Below are 13761 nucleotides of genomic sequence, written 5' to 3'. Positions count from 1 at the left end.
CGCCTCCGGTCAGTTGTTATAGAAGTTGACGGACTGCGGCGTGTACGGCGTGCCGGTGCCCAGAAAGCGCCGCCGCACTTCGCGGGCGCGCTCCATAGCCGCCGCTTGCCGCGCCAGTTCCAGTGAAGCGGCCCGGTCTTGCGTGATCTGGAGCTGCTGCGCCTGGATCGACTGCTTGGCCTGCAAAGCCAGGAGCTGGTTCGTCGCCTGCATCGCTTGCAGCGCGCCGGTGGCCGACTGGCTCTGGCTCACGAGATCGGCCAGCGCGCTTTCGTCTTGGGCGAGGTTCTGCGACACCTGCGCCTGCATCCGCATCGCGGTGTGCAAGCCGTTCAAGGTGTTCTGCCAGCGTTCGCGGGCGTCCTGTGCCATGCGGTCGCCGCTGATGGTGGCGGCGTACTGTTCCGGGTACAGGCGGGCGAACGTGGCATCCATGCTCTGCACGTCGTAGGCCAAGCCGCGCGCCTCGGCGATCAGGCGCTCGGTGGTGGCGAGCGTCGAGCGCAGGCGGTTGACGATGTTGAAGTCGAGATTTGCCAGGTTCCTGGCCTGGTTCATCAACATCTGCGCCTCGTTCTGAAGCTGGTTGATCTGGTTGTTGATCTGTTCCAGCGTGCGCACGGCGGTCAGCGTGTTCTGCACGAAGTTGGACGGGTCGAACACCGTCAGCGCGGATGCGGGCTGCACGGCCAGCAGCGATACCGACAGCACGGCAGCGAGTGAGACAGAGAGCAAACGGGGCTTGGTCTTCATGGTGAAACCTCCAGCGGTTGAGAAGCGAGAAAGGAAGCTGCCGCCGGAGCGGACGGCAGCAGGTCGGCGGCCCAGCCGAGGCCGCGATGGCGCAGCCACGCGCCGGCGAAGCCGGGAGCGCCGGCCTGCGTCAGCACGCGGTCAATATCGCGTTGGTCTTGAGGGGTGGATGCGCCCGCGAATGCGAGCGCGACAGGCCCCAGGTCGAGGTCGAACAGGCGATTGCCGAGGCGCGACTGGTAGTAGTAATCGCGCTTGGGCTGTGCGGTCGCCACGATCTCAATCTGGCGGCTGTTCAAGCCGAAGCCTTCGTAGATCGTGCGAATCTGCGGCTCGGTGGCCTGCGGGTTAGGTAAGAAGATCCTGCTCGCGCAGCTTTCGATGATGGCTGGCGCGATGGTCGAGTCCTTGATGTCGGCCAGCGACTGCGTGGCAAAGATGACGCTGACGTTCTTTTTTCTGAGCGTCTTGAGCCATTGCCGGATGCGGGCCGCGAAGGACGGCTCATCGAGGAACAGCCACGCTTCATCGAGGATCAGCAGCGTGGGCGCGCCGTCAAAACGTTCGTCGAAGCGGGCGAACAGGTAGCGCAGCACTGCTTGCACGGCGGCGGGGCTGTGCATCAGTTCTTCCATCTCAAAGCCCTGCACGTCGGCCATGCCCAGCCGGTCGTGGTCAGCGTCCAGCAGCTTGCCGTGGGCGCCGCCCAACACATAGGGCGCGAGCGCTTGGCGCAGCGCGTTGGACTGCAATAACACCGACAAGCCGGTCATGGTGCGCTGCTCCACTGGCGCACCGGCAAGGCTTCGCAGCGCCGACCAAATGGCAGCCTTCTCGTCCGGGCCGACCGTCACGCCTTCGTGCAGCAGCCGGCCCTCCACCCATTCGGCGGCCCAGGTGCGGTAGCCCTCGTGGGCTATTCGCGCGAGTGGCTGGAAGGCGATGCCGCCATCGGCACCGAGGTCGTAGTGCTCACCGCCAAGGCCGAGGATGGTGGCGCGCATCGAGCGCCCCATGTCGAAGGCGAAGATCCGCGAGCCGAAGTAGCGCCGGAACTGCATGGCCAATATGGCGAGCAGCACCGACTTGCCCATGCCGGTCGGCCCGGCGACAAGGGTGTGCCCCACGTCGCCGATGTGCGTCACCAGCCGGAACGGCGTCGCGCCATCGGTGCGGGTGACGATCAGCGGCGGGCCATCGAGGTGTTCGTTCTTCTCCGGCCCAGCCCATACCGCTGACATCGGCATCATGTGCGCCAGGTTCAGCGTCGAAACGATGGGCTGACGCACGTTCGCGTATGCGTTGCCGGGGACGGACGACAGCCAGGCATCGACTGCGTTGAGGGTTTCGGGGATGGTCACGAAACCCCGGCCCTGGATGACGCGCTCCACCATGCGCAGCTTCTCGTCGGCCACGGCCGGGTCGGCGTCGAGCACCGTCACCGTGGCGGTGAGGTAGCCGAAGGCGACTTGATCGCTGCCCAGCTCCTGCAAGGCGGCATCGGCGTCGGCGGCCTTGTTGCTGGCATCGGTATCGACCAGCGGGCTTTCCTGCTGAAAGATCGTTTCGCGCAGCAGCGCGATGACGTTCTTGCGCTTGGCGAACCATTGGCGCCGCAAGCGCCCCAATTCCCGTTCCGCCTCGGCTTTGTCCAGGCACAGGAAGCGCGTACTCCAGCGATACGCAAAGCCCAGGCGGTTGAGGTCGTCCAAGATCCCCGGCCAGGTCGAGGTCGGGAAGCCTCGTACCGACACCACGCGCAGGTGCTGATCGCCCAGCATGGGCGCCAGGCCGCCGACCAGCGCGGCATCGGCCAGCAGTGCGTCGATATGGAACGGCACGTCGGGCACGCCGACGCGATAGCGCCGCGTGGAGACTGTGGCATGCAGGTAGGTCAGCGTCTGGCTATCGTCCAGCCAGGCAATCTCCGGCATCACACCATCGAGCAGGTCGAACACGCGATCGGTCTCTGCCACGAAGGAATCAAGCCGACCACGCCAGTCCACACCCTCAGTGGGCCGGTTCTCGTACAGCATCCCAGCCGCACGGGCGCGAGACTCTTGCGGCGGTAGGTGTTGCAACGTGAAGTGATAGACGCTCTCGAAATGGCCATCCGACTCCTCGAACGCCGCGCGTCGCTCCTCATCCACCAGCCAGGACAGTGGTTCGGGAAAGGAGGATTGCGGATAGCTCGATGCCCGCATCCGCTCGGCCTCGATATAGAAGGCCCAGCCAGACCCGGTACGGCGAAGCGCGTTGTTCTGCCGCGCCGACGTGGCAATCAGCTCGCCCTGTGTCGCACTGTCCAAGTCGGGGCCGCGAAACTGGAACGTGCGTTGAAACGAACCATCTTTGTTCAGCACAACGCCCGGCGCGACCAGCCCGGCCCAGGGCAGCCAGTCGGCAAGCAAGGCCGGGCGCTGACGATATTCGGCAAGGTTCAGCATGGCGTCCTCCCCTCACACGTCCAGAAGCGGGCGGTGTTTGATATGCCGCGCGAAGACCTGCATGAACTGCGGATCGACGCGCGCACCCCATACGGCCAGCGAGTGGCCGACGATCCAGAGCACCACGCCGGGAATCCACAGTTGCAGGCCCAGCCCGACGGCGGCGGCTAGCGTGCCGTTGGCAATCGCCACGGTGCGCGGCGCACCGCCCAGCAGGATCGGCTCGGTCAGCGAGCGATGCAGCGGCACTTCAAAGCCCGGAAGATCGGTGGCCTTACTCATACGACGGCCCCTCCGGAGAAGCTGAAGAACGACAGGAAGAACGAGGACGCGGCGAACGCGATGGACAGGCCGAACACGATCTGGATCAGCTTGCGAAAGCCGCCGCTGGTATCACCGAACGCCAGCGCAAGCCCCGTCGAGATGATGATGATCACCGCCACGATCCGGGCGACTGGCCCTTGGATGGATTCGAGGATGGAGGTCAGCGGCCCTTCCCACGGCATCGAGGAACCGGCGGCCTGCGCCGTGCCCGCCAGCAACAGCATCAGCGCGGCCAGCAGCAGCCCTTGCCCTGCGGGACGGGCCAGGTGGCGCAGCCGCGCCATGCTGGACAGGCGAGAAATAGGATTTACGGAAAGACGGAAAGCATCAACGTGCGTCATGGCAGTTCTCCAGGTTGGTCAGGGGTCGAGGAAGGCGCAGCGGCAGCGGCTGCAAGAGGAACCGGCGGCAGCTCGGGAAACGGCGTTTCCAGCGCATCTGTCAGGCGATAGCCCGCACCGTCGAAGCCGACGACACGGGAGATGGTTTCGACGTGACGTTTGCGGCCACGGCCTGCGATGTGAATCACCACGTTGACCGCCTCGGCGATCAGGGCGCGGGGCGGATTCACTGCCACTTCGAGGATCAGTTGCTCCAGACGCAGCAGTGCGCCCAAGGCGGAGCCGGCATGGATGGTGGCAATGCCGCCGGGGTGGCCGGTGCCCCAGACCTTCACCAAGTCCAGGGCTTCGCCGCCACGCACTTCGCCGACGATCACGCGGTCAGGCCGCAGGCGCATCGTGGCCCGCACCAGCTCGGTCATTGTGACGACGCCGGCGCGGGTGCGCAGCGGCACATGGTCGCGGGCCGCGCATTGCAGCTCGATGGTGTCTTCGAGCACCAGCACGCGGTCGCCTGTGGCGGCGATCTCGGCCAGCAGCGCGTTCGCCAGCGTGGTCTTGCCGGTGCTGGTGCCGCCGGCGATCAGGATGTTCTGCCGCTCGCGCACGGCGCGGCGCAGGAACTCGGCCTGCCCGGCGGTCAGGATGCCGTCGGCCACGTAGCGATCCAGGCCGATGATGCTCACGGCCCGCTTGCGTAGCGCGAAGGCTGGCCCCGGGGCGGCCGGAGGCAGGATGCCCTCGAAACGCTCGCCGGTTTCCGGCAACTCGGCGGTCAAGAGCGGCTGGCCGCGATGCACCTCCGCGCCGACATGCGCGGCGACCAGGCGGATGATGCGTTCACCATCGGCCTCGGGCATCTCCACGCCCAGCGGCGAGCGACCCGACGACAGCCGATCCACCCACAGGGTGCGATCGGGGTTGAGCATGATTTCCACAACATCCGGATCTTCGAGCGCAGCGGCGATCAGCGGCCCCATCGCCGTGCGCAGCATCTGGATGCGGCGATCCTGGGACGCCGCGGCGGATGAGCGAGATTCAGGCGGAATCTGCGGAACGGCACTCATGACGCACGCTCTGCAGCTCGCTCATCGGCGGACGCCATCGCTGCTGCGTCATCCATCCGCATCGGATCGGGGTGCAGTTCCTCCACCACGTCGCGCACCAGACTGCGGCCACGCAGCAGGTGGCGACCCAACTGCTCGACGAACTGCTCGAAGCGCGCTTTGCCCTGGGCGCGGGCCGCGTCCTTGTGGGCTTCTGGCACCGGCGTGCTGATGGTCAAGAAATAGCGGATGAACAGCGCCAGCGTTTCGATCTGGATGTTCTGGTCGCGCTCCATGCGTTCGGTCTGCCGCGACAGTCGATCCAGCCGCTTGGCAATGGCGGCCTCACGCTGGTCGCCCGCATCGGGTGACAGCCAGGACGCCAAGGCCGCTGCGACGATGGAGGACTTGGACACGCCTTTCTTGGCGGCAAGTTCATCCAGGCGCTTGGCGTGCTCGGGCTGGATGAAAAGATTGAGGCGGTATTGGCTCATAGGTCGATTCCGTCGTTGGGGTCGAGAGAAGCCAGCCGGGCCGTGCGCTGCATGGCCGGGTCGAGCTGGCCGGGAAGCGGGAGCGCCAGGTCGTCGTCATCGAGCAGCTCCAGGTCGTTCGCACACGCGTCCAACTCGGGCTCGTAGGCGACGGTTTCGGAGAGTTCGAGCTGGCGGCGCGGGCCGCCGTCATCGGTGCCGCCCGGACCATCGGCGGATACCGAGGTCGGCGCCGTAGGTACGGCCGGGATCGCCAAGCCGCTCCAGTCGTCGGGGCGGGCTGGCGGCGCGTCGGCGTACCTCCCGACTGCGAGCACGGGCGGTGGCAGGACGCGATCCTTGAAATTGGCGTCGACGTAGTAACGCAGCTTCTTCGCGCGGATCGGGGCAACGCTGGACACCATGACTACGGCGTCCTCAGGTGGAAGCTGCATCACCTCGCCGGGCGTCAGCAGCGGACGTGCAGTTTCCTGACGCGACACCATCAGGTGCCCCAGCCACGGAGCGAGGCGGTGGCCCGCGTAGTTGCGCTGCGCGCGAAGCTCGGTGGCGGTGCCGAGGGTTTCGGAAATCCTTTTCGCCGTCCTTTCGTCGTTGGTGGCGAAAGTCACCCGGACATGGCAGTTGTCGAGGATGGAATGGTTCTGCCCATACGCCTTGTCGATCTGGTTCAGGCTTTGAGCGATGAGAAAGCTGCGGATGCCGTAGCCGGCCATGAAGGCAAGCGCGGACTCGAAAAAATCGAGGCGACCCAGCGCCGGAAACTCGTCCAGCATCAGCAGCAGCTTGTGCCGGCGCGCGATGCCATCGCTGCCGTCGAGCGATTCGGTCAGCCGCCGCCCGATCTGGTTCAAGATGAGCCGGATCAGCGGCTTGGTGCGGCTTATGTCGGAGGGCGGCACCACCAGATAGAGCGATACCGGGTGCTCGGCGGAAATCAGGTCGGCGATGCGCCAATCGCAGCGCGATGTGACTTCGGCCACGGTCGGGTCGCGGTACAGGCCGAGAAACGACATGGCGGTGGAGAGCACGCCCGATCGCTCGTTGTCCGACTTGTTGAGCACTTCGCGGGCAGCGGATGCGACAACCGGGTGAGGCGCATCGCCCAGGTGCTTCGTCGTCATCATCCGGTGCAGCGTCAGCTCGAACGGACACGCCGGGTCGCTGAGGAAGTTGGCGACGCCGCGCAGCGTCTTGTCCTCGCCTGCGTACAGAACATGCAAGATTGCACCGACCAGTAGCGCGTGGCTGGTCTTCTCCCAATGATTGCGCTTCTCTAACGCACCTTCAGGGTCAACCAGAATGTCGGCGATGTTCTGCACGTCGCGCACTTCATGTGCGCCGCGCCGGACTTCAAGCAGCGGGTTGTAGGCGGCCGACTGCCTATCGGTGGGGTTGAAAAGCAGGCAGTGCGAAAAGCGCGAACGCCAGCCCGCCGTGATCTTCCAGTTCTCTCCCTTAATGTCGTGAATGACGGCGGACGCCGGCCACGAAAGCAACGTAGGCACCACCAAGCCCACGCCCTTGCCCGAGCGCGTGGGTGCGAAGCTCAGGACATGTTCCGGCCCCTCATGTCGGAGGTATTGGTCGTCGTGTTGGCCGAGGAAGACGCCCGCCGGGAGGGTCAGTCCAGCTTTGCGGATGTCGACGGCATCGGCCCAGCGTGCCGAACCATAAGTCGTAACCAGCCGCGACTGCCGAGAACGCCATACCGACATGGCGATGGCGACGAGTAAAGCGAACAAACCGCTACCACCCGCAATCGCACCGCCTGTGTCGAAGACGTGCGGCGCGTAGGCATCAAAGAAGAACCACCATTCGAACAAGCGCCACGGGTGATAAACCGGTACACCTAGAAGATCGAACCAGGGCGATCCGAGGCGTACTTGATAGCCAAGGGTCGCTGCTGTCCATTGTGTGGCGCCCCAGACGCCGGCGATCACGATGCCGATTACCACAGCGATCTGGCCGAACAGAACGTTCGTCCCTTGCATGACCTGTCCTCCGATTTCTCCTGCGCTGGTGTCTCATTGAAAGCGTTGCACAGGGGGTGTCGCAGGCGTCAGGATCGGTTCTGGGCTAGTGCCGGTCAAAGACCGTTCGCAGCACAATGGTCGAGGGAAAAGAAAGAATGAGCGCGGTGGCGAGTCAAAGAAAAGCGCCGCAAGCGAAAGCGCACTGCGGCGCATACAGAGTTCCAAGCAAGTTACCCAAAAAAAGCCGTCAATGGGCCTTGCTTCCACTCATAGGCAATATTTAGATATCATGAAAAACGATGATATTTAAGATTGGAATAAAAATGAAAAATATCAAGAGTATGGATCTCAACTTGCTCAAGGCGCTGGACGCATTGTTAGACGAACGCAATGTGACACGGGCGGCGGCCCGTCTGGGACTAACCCAGCCGGCCTTGAGTGGCATGCTGACGCGGTTGCGCGAGAGCTTCGGTGACCCGCTTTTCGCGCGCTCGCAGCGGGGTATCGTTCCAACGCAGCGGGCGCTGGATCTAGGGATGCCTGTCAAGCAGGTGCTCGCCGAAATCGACGCGCTGCTCCAGCCACCTTCCTTCAATCCGGCCACCGCACAACTGACCTTCTCCATCGCCGCGACGGACTATGCGCTGCGTGCCGTTGCTGTCCCATTTCTATCGGCACTTAAACGGCACGCACCGCGTGTACGAGTCTCATTAGTGCCAGTCGAGAGCGGGCAGCTACAGAACCAGCTTGAGCGCGGTCAGATCGATTTAGCCCTCCTGACGCCAGAGATCACTCCGCCAAATCTGCATGCCCGAGAGCTGTTCAAGGAACACTATGTGTGTGTCCTGCGGGAAGACCATCCTGCGGCTATGGGGCGCAAGCTGACCGTTAAACAGTTCTGTGCTCTCGACCATGCGCTTGTTTCCTACGATGGTGGAGGTTTCCGCGGCGTCACCGACGATGCGCTAGAACAGTTGGGCAAACGACGCAGCGTCACACTGTCGGTCAAGAGCTTTCTGATCTTGCCAGACATCCTGCGTGCCAGTGACATGGTTGCGATCTTGCCGAGCCGCTTGGTCGCCGGTATGGACAAGCTGGCTATCTCCCTGCCGCCGGTGAAGATACCGGGGTTCACCAAGACGGCTGCTTGGCACGAACGCACCCATCACGATCCAGCACATCGCTGGATACGAGCACTGCTGTTCACTTCCTGTGCTAACAACAAGTAGGCAAGATCGCTCCTATCGTCATGCTCAGCACAACTCTACCTCGCACTACAAATAAGCAATCAGTCGGCTCAATTGGAGACGCGCCCTTTCGTAGCGCCGCTGCGAGATAGCCTAGTCGGTGGATGGCAGAACCTAGGCCTTGATATCATATTTTATGATATCAAAAATAGAAACTTAGGATTTCACTTATTGCAGATGGAGGCTCATGATTTGCTCCATGACCACTTGAATGACGCAGCCACCCCTGTTGCGTCATCGACATTTTGTGAAGGAGCTTCGATATGAGCAAGCAACAGAACGCCATCCTCTGGCCCGAAGGCTACACGCCGGGCTTTACTGAGAATTTCGCCTCCAATGAGATCATCGCCGCCGGCTTGAGCGCGGCCGACGTATGGCCTCTACTCGTCACACCATCGCTGTGGCCAAGCTACTACGCCAACTCGGCTAACGTGTGCTTTCATGACGGCAAAGGCCCGGTACTGGCCGACGGCGATCGGTTTTACTTCGAGACCTTCGGCTTCCCGGTAGAGGGGCAGTGCAACGAATACGTGCCACCTGCGGATGGGCAACCCGGCCGCGTGGCCTGGCACGGCTGGTCCGGCGAGGAAGGCACAGATACGCGCCTGGATGTGCATCACGCCTGGCTGGTTGAGAACCTGGACGGCAGGCGCGTGCGCATCCTCACGCAGGAAACTCAGAAGGGCAAACCGGCCGAGGAGCTGCACAACGCCAAACCCAACCCGATGATCAACGGCCATCAGGACTGGCTCGACAGCTTGGTCGAGGCAGCGCGCAAAGCCAAGCAGGCGTAGTGGTCTCCGGCCGCTTGATCCCAAGCGTCTGAACGGAGAAAACCATGATGAGAACTCCCCTCAGGATTCTGCTGGTCCTGACTTCGCAGGCAACGATGGGCGACGAACTGCTCAACCGCGAATGGTTCCGCAGTCGGACCGAAGCGAAGGTGCTGATCGAACGTTGGCGACAGTTCTACAACGAGCAGCGGCCGCATAGCGCGCATGCTTACAAACCGCCGGCGACGATCCGGCGCAACTGGATCCAATCCGATAGCATCCCCTCCGAACTCACTGCCTGACTGGCTACAAAGTTCGTACTCAGGTCACCTTGGCGCAGGCACTGAAGGTGGAGCCACCCGGAATGGGTGCTCCCACCGCCTTACGCGCACTGGCTCGAACTCTCCCGAGGCGCCGGCAAGCTCGTCACATAGCGACTAGAGAGAGGAGGTGACCGTACGAGTTCCCAGCGCCCGATCCACTCTGGGAGCTGGGTCGCCTAGCGACTACGCTACCAATGGAGCTAGCGATCAACTCGATAACTTGAGCGTGATAACGCCCAGGATGATCAACGCCACGCCAAGGTATCGCATCAGGGAGGTTGGGTCGCCATAGAAATGAATTCCGACTAAGAAAGTTCCCGCCGCTCCGATACCCGTCCACACCGCATAAGCAGTCCCAATCGGTATCTGACGCTGAGCAAGCCATAGGAAGGCGCCGCTAATTGTCATGAAAGAGACGGCTACTGCGACCCCACTCCAACGCGATGTTGGCTCTTGCGCCATTTTCAGCCCGACCGGCCATCCGATTTCAAACAATCCAGCCAAAACAAGATAGATCCAACCCATTGCGATTCTCCTTCAAATTTTTCATATCCGGCATACATACTCCGGCATGACCACCAGCTTAGAACTTCGGCGGCTCTTTAGGCGTGGTGTGGGGCACATCGCCATCTTCGTAAAAGCGCTTTCGCGTAGCCTCGGCAACCCGGTTACATAGTTGGTCGCCCAGCATTGGTCGATCCAACTTGCATTGCTTGCGCAACTCTTTCAGACGCTCAGGATTGAGCGCTAATTCATCGACTGTCGGAAGGTTGGCTTTATCTGGTTTCCCAGATGGGCTGCAGGCTGCCAATGTCGAGGAAAGCAATATGAGAGCAATCTTCTTCATGGTTAATTTTCTTTGGGAGATTGTGTGATGGTTTACCGCCGACCTTTGGCATCTGGAGATTTGATCGAATGAACGCGTTCCATGAAGCGAGTCAGCATTTCTGACGGCTCGCTGGCCGGCCGTAGTAGATAGGTCGTGAGCATTGGCGAACGTCCAGTCAGCGGCCGTGCGACCACCCCCTGTTCCCTGCTGGCTGTGATATGCGCGCCTCCTGTGAGGCCTAGTGCAAGTCCCGCCGAAACCAGGACCATCATTAGATCGCTGGAAGTCACGCGTTCGGCAATCAGTGGCTCTATGTCCACGCGACGTAGCACCCGTTCAACTTGCCGAGCATGGCCCTCACACGCCACCGCGTCGCAGAGCACCAGCGGATACCGCAACAGCTCTTCTAGGGGAATCTGTTTGTGGGATAGCAAGGGGTGCCGTGCGGGCACAGCTACCATCAGAGGGTCACTCCACACCGGCACGGCGATGATGCCTTCGCCGACTTCATCCGATTGAGCGAAGCCGAGATCGTACAGTTCGCCACACAATCCCTTGATTTGCTGTGCCAAAGGCACCTCGAAGAAGCGAACTTCCACTTCCGGCTCTTCCTGCCGGCAGAGCGCCAACAACGCAGGCAGGCGCGATGGCGTGATTCCATCAGACAATGCAATACGGAGCTGGCAATGAAAGCCATTGGCTGCGGCGTTCACACTGTCGCGCGCCTGCTGCAAAGCTGCGAAGACACGCGGCACGCTCTCAAAGAAGAGCCTGCCCGCACGAGTCAAGCGGGTGCTCCGAGTGGTTCTCGCAAATAGCGCTACGCCCAACTCTTCCTCAAGTTCCTTGATGGCGCGCGACAGCGGCGATGTCTCTATGTGGAGGCGCTCTGCGGCTCGGGCAAAGTGCAGCTCCTCTGCCACCGCCAGAAAGTAGCGCAGGTGTCGAATTTCCATGTTCGCATTCCTCATCACTCAGGCCTCACCACCTTCGCCTTGCGTCACGCTATTTAGCTAGCCTTCGCAAGCTGCTCCAGCATGTTTCTGCGATCAAACAGGAGAGCCGGATAATGCTTTTGCCAGGACGCCCCATTGCATGGCTGTCTCGGCCCGCGTGCGGATCAGCGAAGCCTGCGCTGACAGCACCCCGGCCTCAGCCTCGGCCACCACCGTGGCGTCCACTTGTCCCGCCTCGAACAGACGTCGGCTGCGATCGAGCTGACGCTCCGCGACTGCGACACCCTCGGCCTGATGCTCCAGTGCTGCGTGCTGCGTATGCCAACCGAGATATGCGTTCTCTACGTCCTGCAAAGCACTCAACAAAGTGCGCTCGAACTCCGCACGGGCAGCTCGGCTGCGCGCCTCTCCGGTCTCGATGCCGGCACGGATCGCGCCACCATCGAAGATCGGCAACGACACCCCGGCCCCAAGTGAAAAAATGTTTCCAGTGATGCGGGTTCCCACACTCTCTACGCGCTGCCGTCCGCCGCTCAGGTCCAACACCAGCCTGGGGAAGCGTTCGCCTTCGGCTGCGTTCCAGCGCGCGGTTTCGGCGGCGAACTTCGCTTCGGCGGCGCGCACGTCGGGCCGCTCACTCAGCAGGTCCGCAGGTATGCGTGTCGGTGTCCAGTCCGGGACGGCGAGCGACGCAAGAGTTGGGGAAGCTGCAGGCGCTCCGGGCGTTTGTCCCACTAGTACATCGAGTGCATGCGTCGCCTCGCCGCGCGCACGCCGCAGTTGCTCTTGCTCCACGCGCAGTGCGACGACGCCGGCGCGGGTACGCTCGATGTCGAAGCCGGTAGCTTGTCCGGCCTCGAACTTCCGTTGCATCAGCAAGACGAGTCGTTCTGCGGATGCCAGCCGCGCCGCGGCTAGCGCTTCGAGCTCACTGGCTTGGCGCTGCTGCACAGCCGCCGACACTGTTTCAAACGCGACCTGCCACCGCGTGGCAACCCACGCTTGTTCGGCTGCCACCGCATCCAGGCGCGCACCTTCTGCTGCCTGCGAAAGCCGTCCCGACAGGTCTGCCTCCCACGATGCGGACAACGTGGCGCGGCCATCATTGCCGATTGCAACGTTCTCTGAATAGTCGCGTCCTCGAGTTGCCTGCGTGCCCGCGGACAACGAGGGGAGCAGGGAGGCCCGTGCTCGCCGCGTGGCGGCCGATGCCTCGTCCACGCGCGCTCGCGCAATCGTCAGTTCGGTATTGCGCTCCAGCGCCGCCCGGACCAAGGCATTGAGGTGCGGATCGCCGTAGGCCGTCCACCAATCGACGGGAAGAGTACGGCGGGACGATTTGTCCAAGATGCCTTCACCTCCCTCTTCATTTGAGAAATGGGCCGGTACATCCAGGCGAGGTGGATCGGCAGAGTGCGGGGCATGGCTGCAGGCCGCAAGAAGCAGTAGCGGAGAAATCATGGCAATGAGGCGATAGCGTTCAAGAATTTGAGACATGGCAGCTCCTTGCGCTCCGAAAAAGTCTTGACGGACTGTTGTATGGCTTCTACTATACCGTCTGGACTGTATATGACTCAAGCTTTTTTGGAGCACGACCATGCCGCCCCGCGCGAAAACAAAGTTGCCCCCCCCGTCCACTGCCCATAGCAGCGCCGATGCGCAGCCCGGCCTCCAGCAAGGAGCCCAGCGAACTCGCGACCGCATCCTGCAGGCCGCCCGCGAACTGGTGCTGGAGGAAGGTGCCAGTCGCTTGACACTGGACGCCGTCGTTGTGCGGGCCGGGTTGAGCAAAGGGGCGTTTCTCTATCACTTCAAGACCAAACGCGATTTGTTCGTGACACTGATCGACGAGATGATCCGGGCGTTCGACGCGGTACAAGCCAATCACGAGCGCAGGTTTGCCGGAGATCCGGACCCCTGGCTGTCGAGCCAGGTGGAAGCGATGCCCGACGACGAGATGCAGAAGATGGGCGCAGCGCTGCTCGCGGCAGCTGCGGAAGATCCAACACTTCTCGACCCACTGCGCGAGTGGTACCGCGTGCAGTACGAACGCGTGCGTCGATCCCCGCGTGGCACCGAGACCGCGGCACTCATCATGCTGGCATTGGATGGCGCCCTGTTCGCCGATCTTCTGGGTTTGCCAATACTCGCACCCGCAGAGCGGCGGCATTTCTTTCGGGCGCTCCAGGATCTCGCCTGGGGCCATCTCGAACTTGTCCCGGCAAAAGGACGCACATGAGTCGCGTCCGTAG

At 62.6% G+C, this 13761-nt stretch carries 14 protein-coding genes and 1 pseudogene; 4 read left to right on the top strand and 11 right to left on the bottom strand.

Annotation, left to right across the window (positions count from 1 at the left end; all coding sequences use genetic code 11):
* Positions 1 to 9: 9 nt before the first annotated feature.
* The 7 genes from trbJ to ACSQ1W_RS08885 are packed head-to-tail and all read right to left on the bottom strand — an operon-like array spanning position 10 to position 7399.
* On the bottom strand, positions 10 to 753 hold the full coding sequence (gene trbJ, locus ACSQ1W_RS08915; RefSeq protein WP_003092277.1) for a P-type conjugative transfer protein TrbJ: 744 nt from the start codon (positions 751 to 753) through the stop codon (positions 10 to 12).
* On the bottom strand, positions 750 to 3200 hold the full coding sequence (gene trbE / locus ACSQ1W_RS08910; RefSeq protein WP_000933135.1) for a conjugal transfer protein TrbE: 2451 nt from the start codon (positions 3198 to 3200) through the stop codon (positions 750 to 752). Before trbE ends, trbJ begins: the two co-directional genes overlap by 4 nt.
* Positions 3201 to 3212: 12 nt before the next feature.
* The gene (locus ACSQ1W_RS08905) at positions 3213 to 3482 is read right to left on the bottom strand and encodes a VirB3 family type IV secretion system protein (protein ID WP_003092280.1); all 270 of its coding nucleotides are present in this window, start codon (positions 3480 to 3482) and stop codon (positions 3213 to 3215) included.
* A complete protein-coding gene (locus tag ACSQ1W_RS08900) occupies positions 3479 to 3865 on the bottom strand; it encodes a TrbC/VirB2 family protein (RefSeq protein ID WP_000150010.1) in 387 nt (128 codons plus the stop codon). The genes ACSQ1W_RS08905 and ACSQ1W_RS08900 overlap by 4 nt, the downstream gene beginning before the upstream one ends.
* Positions 3862 to 4932 carry a P-type conjugative transfer ATPase TrbB gene (gene trbB, locus ACSQ1W_RS08895; RefSeq protein WP_023093367.1) on the bottom strand — a complete coding sequence of 357 codons (1071 nt, stop codon included), beginning with the start codon at positions 4930 to 4932 and terminating at the stop codon, positions 3862 to 3864. Before trbB ends, ACSQ1W_RS08900 begins: the two co-directional genes overlap by 4 nt.
* Entirely contained in the window at positions 4929 to 5405 is a 477-nt protein-coding gene (locus ACSQ1W_RS08890) for a ribbon-helix-helix protein, CopG family (protein ID WP_000085131.1), read from the bottom strand. The genes trbB and ACSQ1W_RS08890 overlap by 4 nt, the downstream gene beginning before the upstream one ends.
* A complete protein-coding gene (locus tag ACSQ1W_RS08885; RefSeq protein ID WP_001163195.1) occupies positions 5402 to 7399 on the bottom strand; it encodes a conjugal transfer protein TraG in 1998 nt (665 codons plus the stop codon). Before ACSQ1W_RS08885 ends, ACSQ1W_RS08890 begins: the two co-directional genes overlap by 4 nt.
* Positions 7400 to 7704: 305 nt before the next feature.
* Between ACSQ1W_RS08885 and ACSQ1W_RS08880 the strand changes: the two genes are divergently transcribed.
* From ACSQ1W_RS08880 to ACSQ1W_RS08870, 3 genes and pseudogenes are all read left to right on the top strand, one after another.
* Positions 7705 to 8610: a LysR family transcriptional regulator gene (locus tag ACSQ1W_RS08880; protein ID WP_023093368.1), complete on the top strand. Its 906-nt coding sequence runs from the start codon at positions 7705 to 7707 to the stop codon at positions 8608 to 8610.
* A gap of 281 nt (positions 8611 to 8891) precedes the next feature.
* On the top strand, positions 8892 to 9422 hold the full coding sequence (locus ACSQ1W_RS08875; RefSeq protein ID WP_000043569.1) for a hypothetical protein: 531 nt from the start codon (positions 8892 to 8894) through the stop codon (positions 9420 to 9422).
* A gap of 101 nt (positions 9423 to 9523) precedes the next feature.
* Positions 9524 to 9703: pseudogene (locus ACSQ1W_RS08870) on the top strand (integrase core domain-containing protein); the annotation flags it as partial.
* A 228-nt stretch (positions 9704 to 9931) separates the two neighbouring features.
* Here the strand turns inward: ACSQ1W_RS08870 and ACSQ1W_RS08865 are convergent.
* From ACSQ1W_RS08865 to ACSQ1W_RS08850, 4 genes are all read right to left on the bottom strand, one after another.
* A complete protein-coding gene (locus tag ACSQ1W_RS08865) occupies positions 9932 to 10249 on the bottom strand; it encodes a DMT family transporter (RefSeq protein WP_000539741.1) in 318 nt (105 codons plus the stop codon).
* 58 nt (positions 10250 to 10307) lie between these two features.
* The gene (locus ACSQ1W_RS08860) at positions 10308 to 10571 is read right to left on the bottom strand and encodes an EexN family lipoprotein (RefSeq protein WP_000717310.1); all 264 of its coding nucleotides are present in this window, start codon (positions 10569 to 10571) and stop codon (positions 10308 to 10310) included.
* Positions 10572 to 10603: 32 nt separating this feature from the next.
* Positions 10604 to 11509, bottom strand: a complete 906-nt coding sequence (locus ACSQ1W_RS08855) for a LysR family transcriptional regulator (protein ID WP_000405670.1) — start codon at positions 11507 to 11509, stop codon at positions 10604 to 10606.
* A gap of 93 nt (positions 11510 to 11602) precedes the next feature.
* Complete coding sequence (locus ACSQ1W_RS08850) at positions 11603 to 13006, bottom strand: efflux transporter outer membrane subunit (protein ID WP_000078291.1); 1404 nt, start codon at positions 13004 to 13006, stop codon at positions 11603 to 11605.
* Positions 13007 to 13106: 100 nt separating this feature from the next.
* Here ACSQ1W_RS08850 and ACSQ1W_RS08845 point away from each other — a divergent pair, with 100 nt between their 5' ends.
* Positions 13107 to 13748, top strand: coding sequence for a TetR/AcrR family transcriptional regulator (locus ACSQ1W_RS08845; RefSeq protein ID WP_436042932.1), 642 nt, complete (start codon positions 13107 to 13109; stop codon positions 13746 to 13748).
* Positions 13749 to 13761: the final 13 nt, after the last annotated feature.

The organism is Pseudoxanthomonas sp. LjRoot143 (genome assembly GCF_964252945.1).
Classification (GTDB): domain Bacteria; phylum Pseudomonadota; class Gammaproteobacteria; order Xanthomonadales; family Xanthomonadaceae; genus Pseudoxanthomonas_A.
Note: the sequence above shows the minus strand (reverse complement) of the source record. Positions and strands in the feature narration are given on the sequence as shown.

Excerpts from the sequence above, each read along its gene's own strand:
- ACSQ1W_RS08890 (WP_000085131.1), bottom strand. The coding sequence starts at position 5,405 with ATGAGCCAATACCGCCTCAATCTTTTCATCCAGCCCGAGCACGCCAAG.
- ACSQ1W_RS08860 (WP_000717310.1), bottom strand. The coding sequence starts at position 10,571 with ATGAAGAAGATTGCTCTCATATTGCTTTCCTCGACATTGGCAGCCTGC.
- trbJ (WP_003092277.1), bottom strand. The coding sequence starts at position 753 with ATGAAGACCAAGCCCCGTTTGCTCTCTGTCTCACTCGCTGCCGTGCTG.
- ACSQ1W_RS08905 (WP_003092280.1), bottom strand. The coding sequence starts at position 3,482 with ATGAGTAAGGCCACCGATCTTCCGGGCTTTGAAGTGCCGCTGCATCGC.
- ACSQ1W_RS08865 (WP_000539741.1), bottom strand. The coding sequence starts at position 10,249 with ATGGGTTGGATCTATCTTGTTTTGGCTGGATTGTTTGAAATCGGATGG.
- trbB (WP_023093367.1), bottom strand. The coding sequence starts at position 4,932 with ATGAGTGCCGTTCCGCAGATTCCGCCTGAATCTCGCTCATCCGCCGCG.
- ACSQ1W_RS08850 (WP_000078291.1), bottom strand. The coding sequence starts at position 13,006 with ATGTCTCAAATTCTTGAACGCTATCGCCTCATTGCCATGATTTCTCCG.
- ACSQ1W_RS08845 (WP_436042932.1), top strand. The coding sequence starts at position 13,107 with ATGCCGCCCCGCGCGAAAACAAAGTTGCCCCCCCCGTCCACTGCCCAT.
- ACSQ1W_RS08855 (WP_000405670.1), bottom strand. The coding sequence starts at position 11,509 with ATGGAAATTCGACACCTGCGCTACTTTCTGGCGGTGGCAGAGGAGCTG.
- ACSQ1W_RS08875 (WP_000043569.1), top strand. The coding sequence starts at position 8,892 with ATGAGCAAGCAACAGAACGCCATCCTCTGGCCCGAAGGCTACACGCCG.
- ACSQ1W_RS08885 (WP_001163195.1), bottom strand. The coding sequence starts at position 7,399 with ATGCAAGGGACGAACGTTCTGTTCGGCCAGATCGCTGTGGTAATCGGC.
- trbE (WP_000933135.1), bottom strand. The coding sequence starts at position 3,200 with ATGCTGAACCTTGCCGAATATCGTCAGCGCCCGGCCTTGCTTGCCGAC.
- ACSQ1W_RS08900 (WP_000150010.1), bottom strand. The coding sequence starts at position 3,865 with ATGACGCACGTTGATGCTTTCCGTCTTTCCGTAAATCCTATTTCTCGC.
- ACSQ1W_RS08880 (WP_023093368.1), top strand. The coding sequence starts at position 7,705 with ATGAAAAATATCAAGAGTATGGATCTCAACTTGCTCAAGGCGCTGGAC.